The 13154-nt window shown below is 72.7% G+C and carries 17 protein-coding genes; 9 read left to right on the top strand and 8 right to left on the bottom strand.

Annotated features, from left to right (window positions below):
• Positions 1–7: 7 nt before the first annotated feature.
• Positions 8–673: a leucine efflux protein LeuE gene (gene leuE, locus BM223_RS17340; protein ID WP_038682737.1), complete on the bottom strand. Its 666-nt coding sequence runs from the start codon at positions 671–673 to the stop codon at positions 8–10.
• Between the two features lie 81 nt (positions 674–754).
• On the opposite strand from leuE, the gene BM223_RS17335 reads away from it, so the two are divergent.
• The gene (locus BM223_RS17335) at positions 755–1360 is read left to right on the top strand and encodes a dihydrofolate reductase family protein (RefSeq protein ID WP_038682735.1); all 606 of its coding nucleotides are present in this window, start codon (positions 755–757) and stop codon (positions 1358–1360) included.
• Here BM223_RS17335 and BM223_RS17330 read toward each other — a convergent pair.
• Positions 1339–2073: a cache domain-containing protein gene (locus BM223_RS17330; protein ID WP_052139167.1), complete on the bottom strand. Its 735-nt coding sequence runs from the start codon at positions 2071–2073 to the stop codon at positions 1339–1341. The genes BM223_RS17335 and BM223_RS17330 overlap by 22 nt on opposite strands.
• Positions 2070–2864, bottom strand: a complete 795-nt coding sequence (locus BM223_RS17325; protein ID WP_082003861.1) for a FadR/GntR family transcriptional regulator — start codon at positions 2862–2864, stop codon at positions 2070–2072. Before BM223_RS17325 ends, BM223_RS17330 begins: the two co-directional genes overlap by 4 nt.
• 84 nt (positions 2865–2948) lie before the next feature.
• On the opposite strand from BM223_RS17325, the gene BM223_RS17320 reads away from it, so the two are divergent.
• Genes BM223_RS17320 through BM223_RS17300 form a run of 5 tightly spaced genes read left to right on the top strand, consistent with a single transcriptional unit; the run spans position 2949 to position 8374 of the window.
• Positions 2949–4028, top strand: coding sequence for an ABC transporter ATP-binding protein (locus BM223_RS17320; RefSeq protein ID WP_052139166.1), 1080 nt, complete (start codon positions 2949–2951; stop codon positions 4026–4028).
• A 54-nt stretch (positions 4029–4082) separates the two neighbouring features.
• Positions 4083–5264, top strand: a complete 1182-nt coding sequence (locus BM223_RS17315; protein WP_038682734.1) for an extracellular solute-binding protein — start codon at positions 4083–4085, stop codon at positions 5262–5264.
• 2 nt (positions 5265–5266) lie between these two features.
• On the top strand, positions 5267–6184 hold the full coding sequence (locus BM223_RS17310; protein WP_082003860.1) for an ABC transporter permease: 918 nt from the start codon (positions 5267–5269) through the stop codon (positions 6182–6184).
• A complete protein-coding gene (locus BM223_RS17305; RefSeq protein WP_038682732.1) occupies positions 6184–6984 on the top strand; it encodes an ABC transporter permease in 801 nt (266 codons plus the stop codon). The genes BM223_RS17310 and BM223_RS17305 overlap by 1 nt, the downstream gene beginning before the upstream one ends.
• A 46-nt stretch (positions 6985–7030) precedes the next feature.
• Positions 7031–8374, top strand: coding sequence for an NAD-dependent succinate-semialdehyde dehydrogenase (locus BM223_RS17300; RefSeq protein WP_038682730.1), 1344 nt, complete (start codon positions 7031–7033; stop codon positions 8372–8374).
• A gap of 27 nt (positions 8375–8401) precedes the next feature.
• Here the strand turns inward: BM223_RS17300 and BM223_RS17295 are convergent, their stop codons facing one another.
• Positions 8402–8635 (bottom strand): hypothetical protein, encoded by a 234-nt coding sequence (locus BM223_RS17295; RefSeq protein ID WP_052139165.1) that lies wholly within the window; start codon positions 8633–8635, stop codon positions 8402–8404.
• A 74-nt stretch (positions 8636–8709) separates the two neighbouring features.
• Positions 8710–9144, bottom strand: a complete 435-nt coding sequence (locus BM223_RS17290; protein WP_052139481.1) for a VOC family protein — start codon at positions 9142–9144, stop codon at positions 8710–8712.
• 52 nt (positions 9145–9196) lie between these two features.
• Here BM223_RS17290 and BM223_RS17285 point away from each other — a divergent pair, with 52 nt between their 5' ends.
• A complete protein-coding gene (locus tag BM223_RS17285; RefSeq protein WP_038682728.1) occupies positions 9197–10048 on the top strand; it encodes a helix-turn-helix domain-containing protein in 852 nt (283 codons plus the stop codon).
• Here the strand turns inward: BM223_RS17285 and BM223_RS17280 are convergent.
• Genes BM223_RS17280 through BM223_RS17270 form a run of 3 tightly spaced genes read right to left on the bottom strand, consistent with a single transcriptional unit; the run spans position 10014 to position 11622 of the window.
• Positions 10014–10502, bottom strand: a complete 489-nt coding sequence (locus BM223_RS17280) for a GNAT family N-acetyltransferase (protein ID WP_038682725.1) — start codon at positions 10500–10502, stop codon at positions 10014–10016. The two genes, BM223_RS17285 and BM223_RS17280, sit on opposite strands and share 35 nt — an antisense overlap.
• Entirely contained in the window at positions 10499–10987 is a 489-nt protein-coding gene (locus BM223_RS17275) for a GNAT family N-acetyltransferase (protein ID WP_371861525.1), read from the bottom strand. The genes BM223_RS17280 and BM223_RS17275 overlap by 4 nt, the downstream gene beginning before the upstream one ends.
• Before the next feature lie 14 nt (positions 10988–11001).
• On the bottom strand, positions 11002–11622 hold the full coding sequence (locus tag BM223_RS17270; RefSeq protein ID WP_038682722.1) for a TetR/AcrR family transcriptional regulator: 621 nt from the start codon (positions 11620–11622) through the stop codon (positions 11002–11004).
• A gap of 53 nt (positions 11623–11675) precedes the next feature.
• Here BM223_RS17270 and BM223_RS17265 point away from each other — a divergent pair, with 53 nt between their 5' ends.
• A complete protein-coding gene (locus tag BM223_RS17265; protein WP_038682720.1) occupies positions 11676–12767 on the top strand; it encodes an oxygenase MpaB family protein in 1092 nt (363 codons plus the stop codon).
• 57 nt (positions 12768–12824) lie between these two features.
• Complete coding sequence (locus BM223_RS17260; RefSeq protein ID WP_038682718.1) at positions 12825–13136, top strand: hypothetical protein; 312 nt, start codon at positions 12825–12827, stop codon at positions 13134–13136.
• Positions 13137–13154: the final 18 nt, after the last annotated feature.

Below are 13154 nucleotides of genomic sequence, written 5' to 3'. Positions count from 1 at the left end.
TGGGACCTCAGCCGTGGGCGAGGGAGAGCTTGACCGCGAACCCCAGGAACACCGCACCCACGGCGGACGTCGCGCCCGCCGAGAGCGCCTTGCGCCGCCGGAACGCGGCGGCGAGGCGGGTCCCGAAGAAGATCAGCGCGCTCAGGTAGGCGACGCTCGCGACCTGGGCCAGCGTGCCGAGGACGACGAACGACAGCGCCGGGTGGGCGTAGGACGGGTCGACGAACTGCACGAAGAAGGCGACGAAGAACAAGATCGCCTTCGGGTTGAGCAGGCTGATCACCAGGGCCCGGCGGTAGGGCCGCTCGCCCGGCGTCGCCGGGGCCGCCGCGTCGGCGGCGTCGGCCGCGACCTCGGCGACCGTGCGCCGGGAGCGCCAGGTCGCGAGGGCACCGCGCAGCATCGTGAAGGCCAGCCAGCCGAGGTAGGTCGCGCCCGCGAACTTCACTATCGAGAAGGCCAGGTCGTTGGCCTGGAGCAGCGAGGCGACGCCCGCCGCGGACAGCGTCATCAGCACCGCGTCGCCCGTCCACACCCCGGCCGCGGCGGCGTAGCCGTCGCGGACCCCCCGCCGCGCGGCCACCGAGAGCACGTAGATCGAGTTCGGTCCGGGCAGCAGGATGATGAGGATCAGGCCGACGAGGTACGTCGAGAGGTCGGTGATGCCCAGCACGGGGACGATCCTCCCACGGGGGTGCCCCGCGCTCCCACTCGTTTGCGATGAGTTCGGGGGCGGGCGCCGGTCGATCCCCGCATGAGCATCGTCACCGCGGACATCAGCGTCTCCGCCGACGGCTTCGGCGCCGCCGCGGACCAGTCCCTCGCCCACCCGTTCGGCTCGATCGACCAGGACCGGCTGCACGCCTGGATGTTCGACCACGGCGACGACAACGCCGCCGAGGTCGCCGCGATCCTCGACGCCGGCGCGTTCGTCATGGGGCGCAACATGTTCAGCCCCGGCCGCGGGCCCTGGGACCTCGACTGGCGGGGCTGGTGGGGCGAGGAGCCGCCGTACCGGGCGCCGGTGTTCGTGCTCACCCACCACGAGCGCCCGCCGCTCGAGATGGACGGCGGCACCACCTTCCACTTCGTCACCGACGGTCCGGAGGCGGCGCTCGAGCGCGCCCGGGCGGCCGCCGGGGAGCGCAACGTCTCCATCGCGGGTGGCGCCGGCACCCTCAACGCCTACCTGGCCGCCGGGCAGGTCGACGAGCTGCGGGTGCACGTCGCGCCCTTCGTCTCCGGCCTCGACGCCGGCTCACGCCTGTTCGCCGGCGTCCCCGCGACCCCGCTGGTGCCGGTCGCGGTGCGTGGCACGCCGCACGTCACCCACGTGACCTACCGCCGCGCCTCGGCGTAGCGGCCTCGGTCGTCGAGCGCCACCACGGCGAGCGGCAGGTCGCCGATCCGCTGGTCGGCGGGCAGCGCGGCGAGGTCGACGCCCTCGAGCAGGTCGCCGCACAGGTGCCGGCCGCTGTTGCTCGACAGGATCCGGCCGAAGCTGTTGACCACCGCGATCCGGGCCGCGGAGGCGCGCAGCGCGGGGAGCAGCGCCTGCTCGGCGTTCTTGACCGCGATGTCCGCGCCGGCGACGCCGCAGAAGCGACCGGCGACCAGCACCGGCGTGGTGAAGGTCAGCGTGTACTCCTCGGTGCAGAGGTAGTCGACGTACGGGCCGGTGACGTGGCGCGCGCCCGTGTCGCGGGGGACGACGTACCAGGGCAGGTGCTCGTAGTCGTAGAACCCGATCGCCTGCGGCTCCGAGTGGGTGACGAGCCGCTGCGGGCGGCCGTCGGGGTCGCGGGCGAACCACTCGAGCCACCACTCGGCGTCGCGGAGCAGGGCCGGGGCGGCGACGAAGCCGGCGCCCTGGACGGGCTGGGCGGCGTCGGCGAGGACCGGGACGACGAGCGGCTCGACCGCCTCGAGGTCGGCCCGGCGCGGGGCCGGCCGGGTGGCGAGGGAGCGGCCGACGGCGTCGGCGATCCGGTCGGCGAGCCCGAGGGCGTGCGCGGCGAGCTCGGTGACGGCGTCGCGCGCGCGGGCGACGTCGGTCAGGGTCGGTGCGGTCATGAGGCAGCCTCGCTCAGCTGGTAGTCGATGAGGCGGGCGGTGGAGTCGGCCACCCGCTGCTCGGCCGCCTCGCGGGCGGCATGGGGATCCCGGTCGGCGATCGCGGCGACGACGGCCCGGCAGCTGCGGACCATCTGGGCGTGGCTGTCGTCGTCCCCGAAGGCCAGCCAGAGGAGGGTGCCGAACTCCGCCTGGAGGCTGACCTCCTCGTGGTAGAGCCGGGGGGACTGGGCGGCGGCGGCCACCTCGATGTGGAACTGCGCGTCGGCCCGGCGCCGGGCGTCGGGCTTCTCGGCGTCGGCGAGGGCGTCGGCGACGCGGCGCAGCCGGTCGACGTCCTCGGGGCTGGAGCGGCGGGCGGCGAGGGCCGCGCTGGCGCCGCAGATGGCGGCGTAGACGTCGCCGAGGTCGCGCAGCTCGCCGAGGCTGAACCCGTCGAGCCGGCGCCGGGCGAGGTGGCTGATGCCGTCCTCGGGGGTGCGCACGAAGCTGCCGCCGCCGCGCCCGCGGCGGGTCTCGATCAGGCCCTCGGAGCGCAGCACCGACAGCGCCTCGCGCACGGTGACCGTGGAGACGCCGAAGATCCCGGCGAGGTCGAGCTCGCCGGGCAGCTGCTCGGCGTCGGGGAGCAGGCCGAGCGCGATCGCGTCGGTGAGCCGCCGGACGACGAGCTCCGAGCGACTGAGCGACTCCAGCGGCGAGAACACCGCCGCCGACGCGCGTCCGTAGAACGGCACGGCCACCGTTTCCCCTCCTGTCGTGTCCCCCAGGTCGAGCTGGTCGGGGTCCATCTTGCCCGACCCTCTTGTGCTTTGAACTGTGAAGTCATATGTTATCGCACCATCCACCCCGGATGAGACGAAAGGCACATCGTGATGTCACTCTCGACCAGCGCTCCCGTCGCGGCCACCGAGGCCGTCGAGGTCCCCGCGATCTCGATCCGCGGCCTGCGCAAGACGTTCGGCAGCGTGACCGCGGTCGACCACGTCGACATCGACATCGCCAACGGCGAGTTCTTCTCGATGCTGGGCCCGTCGGGCTCGGGCAAGACCACGGTGCTGCGGATGATCGCGGGCTTCGAGGCGCCCACCGCCGGCACCATCCGGCTCGACGGCACCGACGTCACCCGCAGCGCGCCGTTCGAGCGCGACGTGCACACGGTCTTCCAGGACTACGCGCTCTTCCCGCACATGAGCGTGCTCGACAACGTCGGCTACGGCCTGCGGGTGCGCGGGCTGGGCAAGAAGGAGCGCCGCGAGCGGGCCCAGCAGGCGCTCGACAAGGTCCGCCTCGGTCACCTGGGCGACCGCCGCCCCAGCCAGCTCTCCGGCGGCCAGCGGCAGCGGGTCGCGCTCGCCCGGGCGATCGTCCTCGAGCCGCGGGTGCTCCTGCTCGACGAGCCGCTCGGCGCGCTCGACCTCAAGCTCCGCGAGCAGATGCAGGTCGAGCTCAAGCAGCTCCAGCGCGACCTCGGCATCACCTTCGTGTTCGTCACCCACGACCAGGAGGAGGCGCTCACGCTCAGCGACCGGATCGCCGTCTTCGACGCCGGCCGCATCCAGCAGCTCGGCTCCCCGCGCGAGATCTACGAGAACCCCGCCTCGGCGTACGTCGCCGGCTTCGTCGGGACGACGAACCTGCTCGACGCCGCGACCTCCCAGCGCCTGCTCGGCGTCGCCGACGAGCACGCCGTCCGCCCGGAGCGGCTGCGCATCACCGACGCCCGCGACACCGCGCCGGCCGCGCCCGGCGACGTCCGGGTCGACGCGACCGTCACCGAGACGATCTACCTCGGCACGGGCAACCGGGTGCACCTGCGCACCGCCGACGGCACCGAGCTCGTCGCGCTCGAGCAGTCCACCGGCGCCGCCGCCGGCCAGGAGGCCCGCGGCGACCGGGTGACCGTCCGGTTCGCCCGGGCGGACGTCGTCCGCCTCACCGCCGCCGAGTCCTGACCCGGCTTCCAGCTCCCTCCCCTCCAGCAACCCAACGAGAAAGCGGAGAACCCGATGAAATCCACCCTCCGGCGCGGCCGTGTGGCCGCGGCCTGCCTGACCCTGCTGTCGGTCTCCGTGCTGTCGGCCTGCGGCAGCAGCGACAGCGACAAGAAGACCGAGGCCGTCGAGAAGCTCGGCAAGACCGAGGGCCAGGTCTCGATCCTGGCCTGGCCCGGCTACGTCGAGGACGGCAGCAACGACCCCAAGGTCGACTGGGTCTCCGCCTTCGAGAAGGAGACCGGCTGCCAGGTGACCAGCAAGGTCTACGGCACCTCCGACGAGGCGCTCAACCTCGCCAAGTCCGGTGAGTACGACGTCATCGCCGCCTCCGGCGACCTGTCGCTGCGGCTGATCGCCTCCGACGAGGCCCAGCAGATCAACACCGACCTGGTGCCCAACTACAAGAACGTCTACGACTTCCTCAAGGACACCGAGTGGAACTCGGTGGACGGCAAGAACTACGGCGTCCCGCACGGCTACGGCGCCAACCTGCTGATGTTCAACAAGAAGGACTTCCCCGAGGCGCCGACCTCGTGGGGCGCGGTCTTCGAGAAGGACCAGCTCGCCAAGAACAAGGGCAAGGTGACGGCGTACGACTCGCCGATCTACATCGCCGACGCCGCGCTCTACCTGATGAAGACGCAGCCCGACCTGAAGATCACCAACCCCTACGCGCTCGACGCCGACCAGCTCGCGGCCGCGACCGCCCTGCTCAAGGAGCAGCGCAAGTACGTCGGCGAGTACTGGTCGGACTACCTCAAGGAGGTGCAGGCCTTCGAGACCGGCAACTCCGTCGTCGGCACCACCTGGCAGGTGATCAAGAACAGCATCGAGAACAAGGACGTCGACGTCACGCTGCCCACCGAGGGCGCGACCGCGTGGAACGACACCTGGATGCTGTCGTCGCAGGCGAAGAACCCCAACTGTGCCTACAAGTGGATGGACTACATCCTCAGCCCCGAGGCCAACGCGCAGGCGACCGAGTACTTCGGCGAGGCGCCCAACAGCCCGCAGGCGTGCGAGAAGACCACCGACCCGCAGCACTGCGCGACGTTCCACGCCGGTGACGAGGACTACGCCAAGCAGCTGTGGTTCTGGCGCACGCCCATCAAGAAGTGCCTCGACGGCCGTACCGACGTCGAGTGCACGGACTACGCCCAGTGGACGCAGGCGTGGACGGAGATCAAGGGCTGATCATGGCCACCACCGACGTCGCCGACGCCCGGCCCGACCAGGCCCCGGCCCCCGCACTGCGGGGGCCGGTGGCCCGGCCGGGGTCCCGGCTGCTGCACCGCTGGGTGTGGCTGCGCCTGAGCCTCCTGCTCTCCGCGCCCCTCGCCTGGATGCTCCTCGTGTACGTCGTCGCGCTCGCGGCGCTGCTGGTCACCTCGCTGTGGTCGGTGGACAGCCTCAGCAGCGAGATCGACCGCACCTGGACGCTCGACAACTTCCGCACGCTCCTCGACAACGAGGTCTACCGCAAGGTCGCGCTGCGCACCGTGGGCGTCGCCGCCGCGGTCACCGTCATCGACGTCGCGATCGCGCTGCCGATCGCCTTCTACATGGCCAAGGTCGCCTCGCCGCGGGTCCGCCGGATGCTCGTCGTCGCGGTCCTCACGCCGCTGTGGGCGAGCTACCTGGTCAAGGTCTTCGCCTGGCGCGTCGTCCTCTCCGAGGGCGGCCTGGCCGAGTGGAGCCACCTCGGCTCGCCCGGCTACGGCCTCACCGCCGTGGTCATCGCGCAGTCCTACATCTGGCTGCCGTACGTCATCCTGCCCATCTTCGCCGCGCTGGAGCGGGTCCCCGACTCGCTGCTCGAGGCGGCCGGCGACCTCGGCGCCCCGAGCCGGATGGTGGTGCGCACCGTCGTCCTGCCGCTGCTCGTGCCCGGCATCGTGGCCGGCGCGATCTTCAGCTTCTCGCTGACCATGGGCGACTACATCACCGTCAACATCGTCGGCGGCGCGAGCCAGATGCTCGGCAACCTGATCTTCATCAACGCCGGCGCGGCCAACAACCTGCCGCTCGCCGCGGCCATCGCGATGATCCCCATCGTCGTGATGCTCGTGCTGCTGACCGCGATCCGCCGTACCGGTGCACTGGAGAACATGTAATGACCCTGAGCCGCACCACCCGGCGCCTGCTCGCCGGCCTCACCTTCGGCGTCCTGGCGCTGATCTACCTGCCGCTGCTCGTGGTGGTCGTCAACTCGGTCAACCCGAGCCAGTCGATGACCTGGCCGCCCGACGGCGTCACCTTCGAGTGGTGGCGCCGGGCGGCGCACAGCGCCGGTGCCCGCGACGCGCTGGTGACCAGTCTCCAGGTGGCCGTCATCGCGACCGCCCTGGCGCTGGTCCTCGGGACCCTGCTCGCGCTGGCCCTGCAGCGCTACTCGTTCTTCGGCAAGCACTCGGTGAACCTGCTGGTGATCCTGCCGATCGCGCTGCCGGGCGTGGTCACCGGCATCGCGCTGAACAACGGCTTCAAGGGGATCCTCGGCATCGACCTGTCGCTGTGGACGATCGTCGTGGCGCACGCGACCTTCTGCATCGTCACCGTGTTCAACAACGTGCAGGCCCGGCTGCGCCGGATGGGGACCAGCCTCGAGGAGGCCTCGGCCGACCTCGGCGCGGGGGTGCTCACCACCTTCCGGCTCGTCACCCTGCCGCAGCTGCGCTCGGCGTTGCTGGCGGGTGGCATGCTTGCCTTCGCACTCAGCTTCGACGAGATCATCGTGACGACCTTCACCGCCGGCAACGGCGCCACCACCCTTCCGATCTGGATCCTGAACAACATGTTCCGTCCCAACCAGGCCCCCGTGGTCAACGTGGTCGCCGTGGTCCTGATCGTGTTCTCCATCATCCCGGTGTGGTTGGCCCAGCGGCTGTCCTCGGACGTCGAGGCCGCGCGCTGACGCACGACCGCACCACCCGCTCAGACCTTTCCCGAAGGAGCACCCCATGACCGAGTACGCCGTCCGCAACCCCGCCACCGGTGAGCTGGTGGAGACCTTCCCGACCGCCACCGACGCCGAGGTCGGCGCCGCCGTCGACGCCGCCAGCGCGGCGTACGACAGCTGGGGCCGGACCTCGACCGCGGCCGAGCGTGCCGCGCTCATCCGCCGGGTCGCCGAGCTGCACCGGGAGCGCCGGGCCGAGCTGGCGGCGGCGATGACCGAGGAGATGGGCAAGGCGCCGGCGGACGCCGAGGGCGAGGTCGACTTCTCGGCCGCGATCTACGACTTCTACGCCGACAACGCCGAGAAGTTCCTCGCCGACGAGCCGATCGACCTGCTCGACGGCGCCGGCAGCGCGGTCATCCGGCGCTCGCCCGTCGGCGTGCTGCTCGGGATCATGCCGTGGAACTACCCGGTCTACCAGATCGCCCGCTTCGCCGGCCCGAACCTGACCCTCGGCAACACCATCGTGCTCAAGCACGCCCCGCAGTGCCCGCGGTCGGCGGCGATCCAGGAGCAGATCTTCCGCGACGCCGGCTTCCCCGAGGGTGCGTACGTCAACGTGTACGCCACCAACGAGCAGATCGCCGACGTGATCGCCGACCCGCGCGTCCAGGGCGTCTCGCTCACCGGCTCCGAGCGCGCCGGCGCCGCCGTCGCCGAGATCGCCGGGCGCCACCTCAAGAAGGTCGTCCTCGAGCTCGGCGGCTCCGACCCCTTCATCCTGCTCTCCAGCGACGACCTCGACGCCACCGTCGAGGCCGCCGTCGCCGCCCGCCTCGAGAACACCGGCCAGGCCTGCAACGCCGGCAAGCGCTTCGTCGTCGTTGACGACCTCTACGACGACTTCGTCGCCCGCTTCACCGACGCGCTCCTCGCCGCCTCGCCGGGCTCGCCGCTCTCGTCCCAGACCGCTGCCGACAACCTGGCCCGCCAGGTCGACGAGGCCGTCGCCGGCGGCGCCTCGCTCGCCACCGCGGGCGAGCGGCAGGGCGCCTTCTTCCCGACGGGCGTGCTGTCCGGCATCGAGACCGGCAACCCGGCGTACCGCCAGGAGCTGTTCGGTCCCGTCGCCATGGTGTTCCGCGCCAGCGACGAGGACGACGCCGTCCGGATCGCCAACGACACCCCCTACGGCCTCGGCTCCTACGTCTTCACCACGGACGCCGCCCAGGCCGAGCGGGTCGCCGACCGGATCGACGCCGGCATGGTCTTCGTCAACGGCGTCGGCCTCGAGGGCGCCGAGCTGCCCTTCGGCGGCATCAAGCGCTCCGGCTTCGGCCGCGAGCTCGGCCGCTTCGGCATGGAGGAGTTCGTGAACAAGAAGATGATCCGGATCAACGGCTGATCATCCCCGCGCCGGGACCACCGGACCTCAGCCCGCGGTCGGGTACGCCGCCCGCCACCCCTGGCTCAGCACGTCGAGCAGCCCGGGGACGTCCTCGACCGCGAGCTGGAAGGTCCCGGTGCACACGTTGTCGCGCCACAGCGACAGCACCACCACCTCGGCCTCCGTGTGCCAGCTGACCCGGAGCGCGCGCCCGTCGCCGCGGGCGTCGAGGTAGGCGCCGCCCGCGCGGGGGAGGGGCTGCACCCGGCGCGTCCGCATCGATCCATCATGCGCCGCGCCGGGCGCGTTGTCATCGGGTCGGGCGAATCCGTCGGCCGCAGCCCAGGGGTGGGTCAGCCTTCCTGCGCGGCGCCGGCGTCGGTCGCGGCGTCGGCCGGCGGCGGGCACAGGCAGAACGGATGCCCGTCGGGGTCGAGCATGACCAGCCAGCCGCCCTCGCCGGGCTGACCCGGCGCCAGGCTCGCGCCGAGACCCTCGGCGTGGGCGCGGGCGCTGTCGAGGTCGCTGACCCGGAAGTCGAGGTGGAACTGCTGGGGGTGCTCCTGGCCCGGCCACTGCGGCCGGGAGTAGTCGGCGACCGTCTGGAAGTTGAAGGTCGCGCCGAGCAGCGCGGCCTGGGCGTAGCCGTAGGTCGCGTCCTCGAAGGTCACCTCGCCGCCGGTGAGGTCGGCGTAGAAGCGGGCGAGCGCGCCGGCGTCGGGGGTGTCGATGGTGAACGCGACGAGCTCGGTGACGGGCGTGGAGGTCGGGGAGGTCGTGGTGGTCATGGATCCCACGATGGCCTGGGCCACCGACACCGGTCTTGAAAGAATCCGACACATGACCCGCTGGACCCCCGACGGCCCGCTCGACCTCACCGAGGCGGCCCACCTGCGCGACGCGCGCGGGTTCAGCCCGTCGCTGCGGCGGTACGCGCCCCCGGCCGCGCTCGCCGACGTCGTCCGCCGGTTCTGGGTGCCGGTGTGGTCGCTGCCCGACGGCGAGGTGTCGGTGCAGCGGGTGCTGCAGTACCCCGTCTGCCAGGTCGTCGTCGGCCCGGACGGCGGCCAGCTGGTCGGGCCGCACAGCGGGCTCAGCACGCAGGAGCTCGCCGGCCGCGGCTGGGTGGTCGGCGCCATGATGCAGCCCGCCGCCGGGCTCGCGCTCGCCGGCGGTCCCGTCGTCGCCCTGACCAACGAGCGGCGGGACCTCGCCGACATCGCCGCCCTCGACGGAGCCGGCCTGGTCGCTGCCGTGGGTGCCGCGCTCGGCGCCGAGCCGGCCGCCGTCGAGCGGCAGCAGGAGGCCTGCGCCCTGGTCGCCGAGGCGCTCGCCGCGCTCCTCCCGGCCGACGACGAGGGGCGGCTCGTCAACGCCGTCGTCGAGTACGTCGAGGGCGACCGCGAGGTGCAGCGGGTCGGGCAGGTGTGCGCGAAGTTCGACCTCGGCGAGCGCGCCCTGCAGCGCCTGCTGCGCCGCCGGATCGGGCTCTCGCCGAAGTGGCTGATCCAGCGCCGTCGCCTCCACGACGCCGCGGACCTGCTCCGCGCCGGCGCCAGCGTCGACCTGGCCCGGGTCGCGGCCGACCTCGGGTATGCCGACCAGGCGCACTTCACCCGGGACTTCCGCGCCGTCACCGGGCTGACCCCGGGGGAGTTCAGCGCGGAGCCGGCGGGGCCGGATCGAGGCTGAGCTCGAGCTGCGGCAGGACCCGTCCCGGGATCGACTCCGACGGCACCGCCCGCACCCGGACCGCCCCCGCCGCCACGTAGAACGCCTCCGCGTTCGGGTCGGCGTCGATGGTGAGCGTCGTGAAGCCGAGCGCCCGGGCCGCCTCGACGAGGTGGCCGAGCAGGGCCCGGCCGACCCCGCGGCCGATCGCGTCCGGGTCGACGAAAAGCATCCCGAGCTCGCCGACGGGCGCGTCGCCCTCGAGCGTCCCGAAGCCCGCGACCGTCCCGTCGACCTCGGCGACGACCGTGCGGCGCGCGGCCAGCTCGTCGTCGCGCAGGGTCAGCTCGTCGCGGCAGGCGGCGAGGAAGTCGGCATCGTAGCCCCAGTGCCCCTTCGACCGCAGCGCCAGCGCCGAGAGCAGTCCGGCCTCGCCGGGGACGGCGGCACGCAGGTGGGTCGGGTGGTTCGTCATGCCAGCTCCCGCAGGTAGCAGAGCATCCGGTACTCCTGGCCGGGCTCGATGTTGGTGAAGCCGTGCCGCTCGTAGAAGCGCCGGGTGTCGACGTCGACCTCGTCGACGTTGATGTGCATCTCGATCGCCCCGCGCGCGGCGACCTCCGCGACCGCGCGGGTGAGCAGCGCGGTGCCGATGCCGCGGTCGCGCAGGTCCGGGCGTACGTAGAGCTCCTCGAGCTGCGCCAGCGGCCCGTCGCCGTACGGCGTGGGGCGCAGGGTGAGGTAGCCGAAGCCGGTCGGCTCGGGGGCCGCGCCGGGGGCCGCGCCGGGGGCAGGGTCCTCGGCGAGCACGACCAGGACGTCCTCGCGCGCCAGCAGCACGGTGAACCGGTCGCCGAAGTCCGCCGCGCTCGGCGTCGGCACCTCGAACTCGGTGTTGAAGTCGAACAGCAACCCGCCCACGACGTACCCGTCGGCCGGCCCGGCCAGCCGGACCCGCACGTCGCCGCCGCCGCTCACGGCAGCCACGCCGCGAGGAGCGAGCGGGCGGCCGCCGACAGCCGCTCCGCGGTGAACCGGCCGGGATCGGCGAGGACCAGGCCTCCGAAGTGGTCGAGCAGCGCGAGGATCCCGTGCGCCACCACCTCGGCGTCGAGCTGCTCGGCACGCGCGCCGAGGACCACGGTGACGAGCTGCTCGATCACCCCGCGGACCCGCTCCCGGTCGCCCTCGATCCGCTCGCGCACCACGTCGGGGACGTCGGCCGGGGAGGCCAGGATCGCCCGCCAGGTGACCGGGTCGGCCAGCACCATCGCGTGAAGCGCCGGGACGGCGCGCTCGACCACCGCCAGCGGGTCGGCGTCGTCGGCACCGAGCGGCAGCGCCGCGAAGAGCTGGCCCAGCGCCCGGTCCTGCTGGCGGTCGAGGAGAGCGGTCAGCAGCGGGCCGAGGCCGTCGTACGCGCCGTAGACGACGGGCCGGGTGACGCCGGCCTCGCGGGCGATCGCGTCGATCGAGACCCCGTCGTACCCGTCGCGGTCGATGATCGTCAGCGCCGCGTCGAGGAGCTGCTCCCGGCGCTCGGCCATCGGCACGCGCGGCGCGTACGGCCGGCGCTTGCGGGTCTGCTCGGGCATGGCGCCAGCCTAAGGTCTTCCATTTACTACACAGGTGTAGCATTCTGGTTCCCATGGGGACCAGCAAGCGCGGACGCGCGATCACGCCCGCCGAGGACCATGGCTTCTTCGGTCCGGGCTCGATGGCCTGGAAGGTGTGGGGCTATCCCACGTCGCTGACCATCGGCTTCAGCCGGGCGGTCGTCGTCGAGGAGCTCGACCCGAACCTGGTGGCCTCGGTCGACCGCACCCAGGACATCTACCGGCGCCCGAAGACCCGCTACGACCGCACCATCCACTACTTCGCTCTCGTGGCGTTCGGCGACAGCCGGACCACCTCGCGCGCCGCCGACGTCCTGGTCAAGGTGCACAGCAAGGCGATCGGCACCGAGCCCTACGGCGGCGGCCGGTACGACGCCAACGACCCGGACTCGCAGCTGTGGATCCTCGTCACCGGCTGGCACTCGGTGCTCAAGGCCTACGAGAGGTACGGCCCGGGCCGGCTCTCCGAGGCCGACGAGGCGCAGTACTGGGCCGAGTGCGCCCGCGCCGCCGAGCTGCAGACCTGCTCGCCCGACGACGTCCCGCGCTCGCGCGCCGAGCTGCATGCCTACTACGAGCGGATGCGCCCGGTCATGTCCGGCTCACCGATCGCCCGCCGCGCGATGGCGCACCTGATGGACGTCAGCCAGCTCGTCGACGACGTCCCCGCCGTGCTGCGCCCGGCCCGCTGGGTGGTCGGCCGGTTCTTCCGGGCCGGCGTGATCGCCACGCTCCCGCACTGGATGCGCGAGATGGGCGACCTGCGCCAGCCGCGGATCATGGACGTCGTCGCCCGCCCGGTGCTGCGCGCGACCTTCGCCGCCGTCGCGCTGAGCACCCGGGTGCAGCTGCGGATCCTCGGGCTGCTCTCGCCCAGCACGGTCCCGGTGGTCGCGCCGGTCCTGCTCGGCGTGCCACCGGTGACCCCGGAGGTGCTCACGCCGGAGCAGGCCCGCGAGCGCTACGGGTACGCCAAGCCCGCCGAGGCGCACCTCGCCTGGCGCGCGAAGCAGCACGAGAAGGTCTTCGGCCGCGGCGAGGAGCCCAGCGACGCGGGCCTGGTCGAGTCCGAGCCGGTGCTCGGCCGGCTCGGGCCGCCCGAGGCCATCGGTCTGCGAGGCTGACCACCACCAGCTCCCGTGCCGCGCCCGCCGCGGTGCGCCGTCCTCGAAGGAGACCCTGTGGGCCTCAACCCCGTCGCCGACGTCCTCAAGCGCGCCGACAAGGTGCTCAAGAGCGCCGAGACCGCCCTGACCAACGTCGACCGCACGCTCGGCTCGGTCGACGGCACCCTGACCGGCGTCGACGAGAAGCTCGCGAACGTCGACCAGCGGATGGTGAACGTCGACCAGACGCTCGTCGAGACCCGTGAGGTCCTCGGGCAGGTGCAGACCCTGCTCGGGGACCTGAACGACAAGCTGGTGCTGCTCGACGAGGTGCCCGAGCTCAAGGCGAAGCTCGACGCCGTGCTGGCGGCGGTGCAGGCGGGCTGAGCGCGCGGGGCGCGCGCG

This window comes from Pimelobacter simplex, assembly GCF_900114845.1.
Lineage (GTDB): Bacteria > Actinomycetota > Actinomycetes > Propionibacteriales > Nocardioidaceae > Nocardioides > Nocardioides simplex.
This window is presented reverse-complemented; position numbering and strand designations above follow the sequence as displayed.

Coding starts and splice junctions, on each gene's coding strand:
- BM223_RS17335 (WP_038682735.1), top strand. CDS start 755: ATGAGCATCGTCACCGCGGACATCAGCGTCTCCGCCGACGGCTTCGGC.
- BM223_RS17330 (WP_052139167.1), bottom strand. CDS start 2,073: ATGACCGCACCGACCCTGACCGACGTCGCCCGCGCGCGCGACGCCGTC.
- BM223_RS17325 (WP_082003861.1), bottom strand. CDS start 2,864: ATGGACCCCGACCAGCTCGACCTGGGGGACACGACAGGAGGGGAAACG.
- BM223_RS17320 (WP_052139166.1), top strand. CDS start 2,949: ATGTCACTCTCGACCAGCGCTCCCGTCGCGGCCACCGAGGCCGTCGAG.
- BM223_RS17315 (WP_038682734.1), top strand. CDS start 4,083: ATGAAATCCACCCTCCGGCGCGGCCGTGTGGCCGCGGCCTGCCTGACC.
- BM223_RS17310 (WP_082003860.1), top strand. CDS start 5,267: ATGGCCACCACCGACGTCGCCGACGCCCGGCCCGACCAGGCCCCGGCC.
- BM223_RS17305 (WP_038682732.1), top strand. CDS start 6,184: ATGACCCTGAGCCGCACCACCCGGCGCCTGCTCGCCGGCCTCACCTTC.
- BM223_RS17300 (WP_038682730.1), top strand. CDS start 7,031: ATGACCGAGTACGCCGTCCGCAACCCCGCCACCGGTGAGCTGGTGGAG.
- BM223_RS17295 (WP_052139165.1), bottom strand. CDS start 8,635: ATGCGGACGCGCCGGGTGCAGCCCCTCCCCCGCGCGGGCGGCGCCTAC.
- BM223_RS17290 (WP_052139481.1), bottom strand. CDS start 9,144: ATGACCACCACGACCTCCCCGACCTCCACGCCCGTCACCGAGCTCGTC.
- BM223_RS17285 (WP_038682728.1), top strand. CDS start 9,197: ATGACCCGCTGGACCCCCGACGGCCCGCTCGACCTCACCGAGGCGGCC.
- BM223_RS17280 (WP_038682725.1), bottom strand. CDS start 10,502: ATGACGAACCACCCGACCCACCTGCGTGCCGCCGTCCCCGGCGAGGCC.
- BM223_RS17270 (WP_038682722.1), bottom strand. CDS start 11,622: ATGCCCGAGCAGACCCGCAAGCGCCGGCCGTACGCGCCGCGCGTGCCG.
- BM223_RS17265 (WP_038682720.1), top strand. CDS start 11,676: ATGGGGACCAGCAAGCGCGGACGCGCGATCACGCCCGCCGAGGACCAT.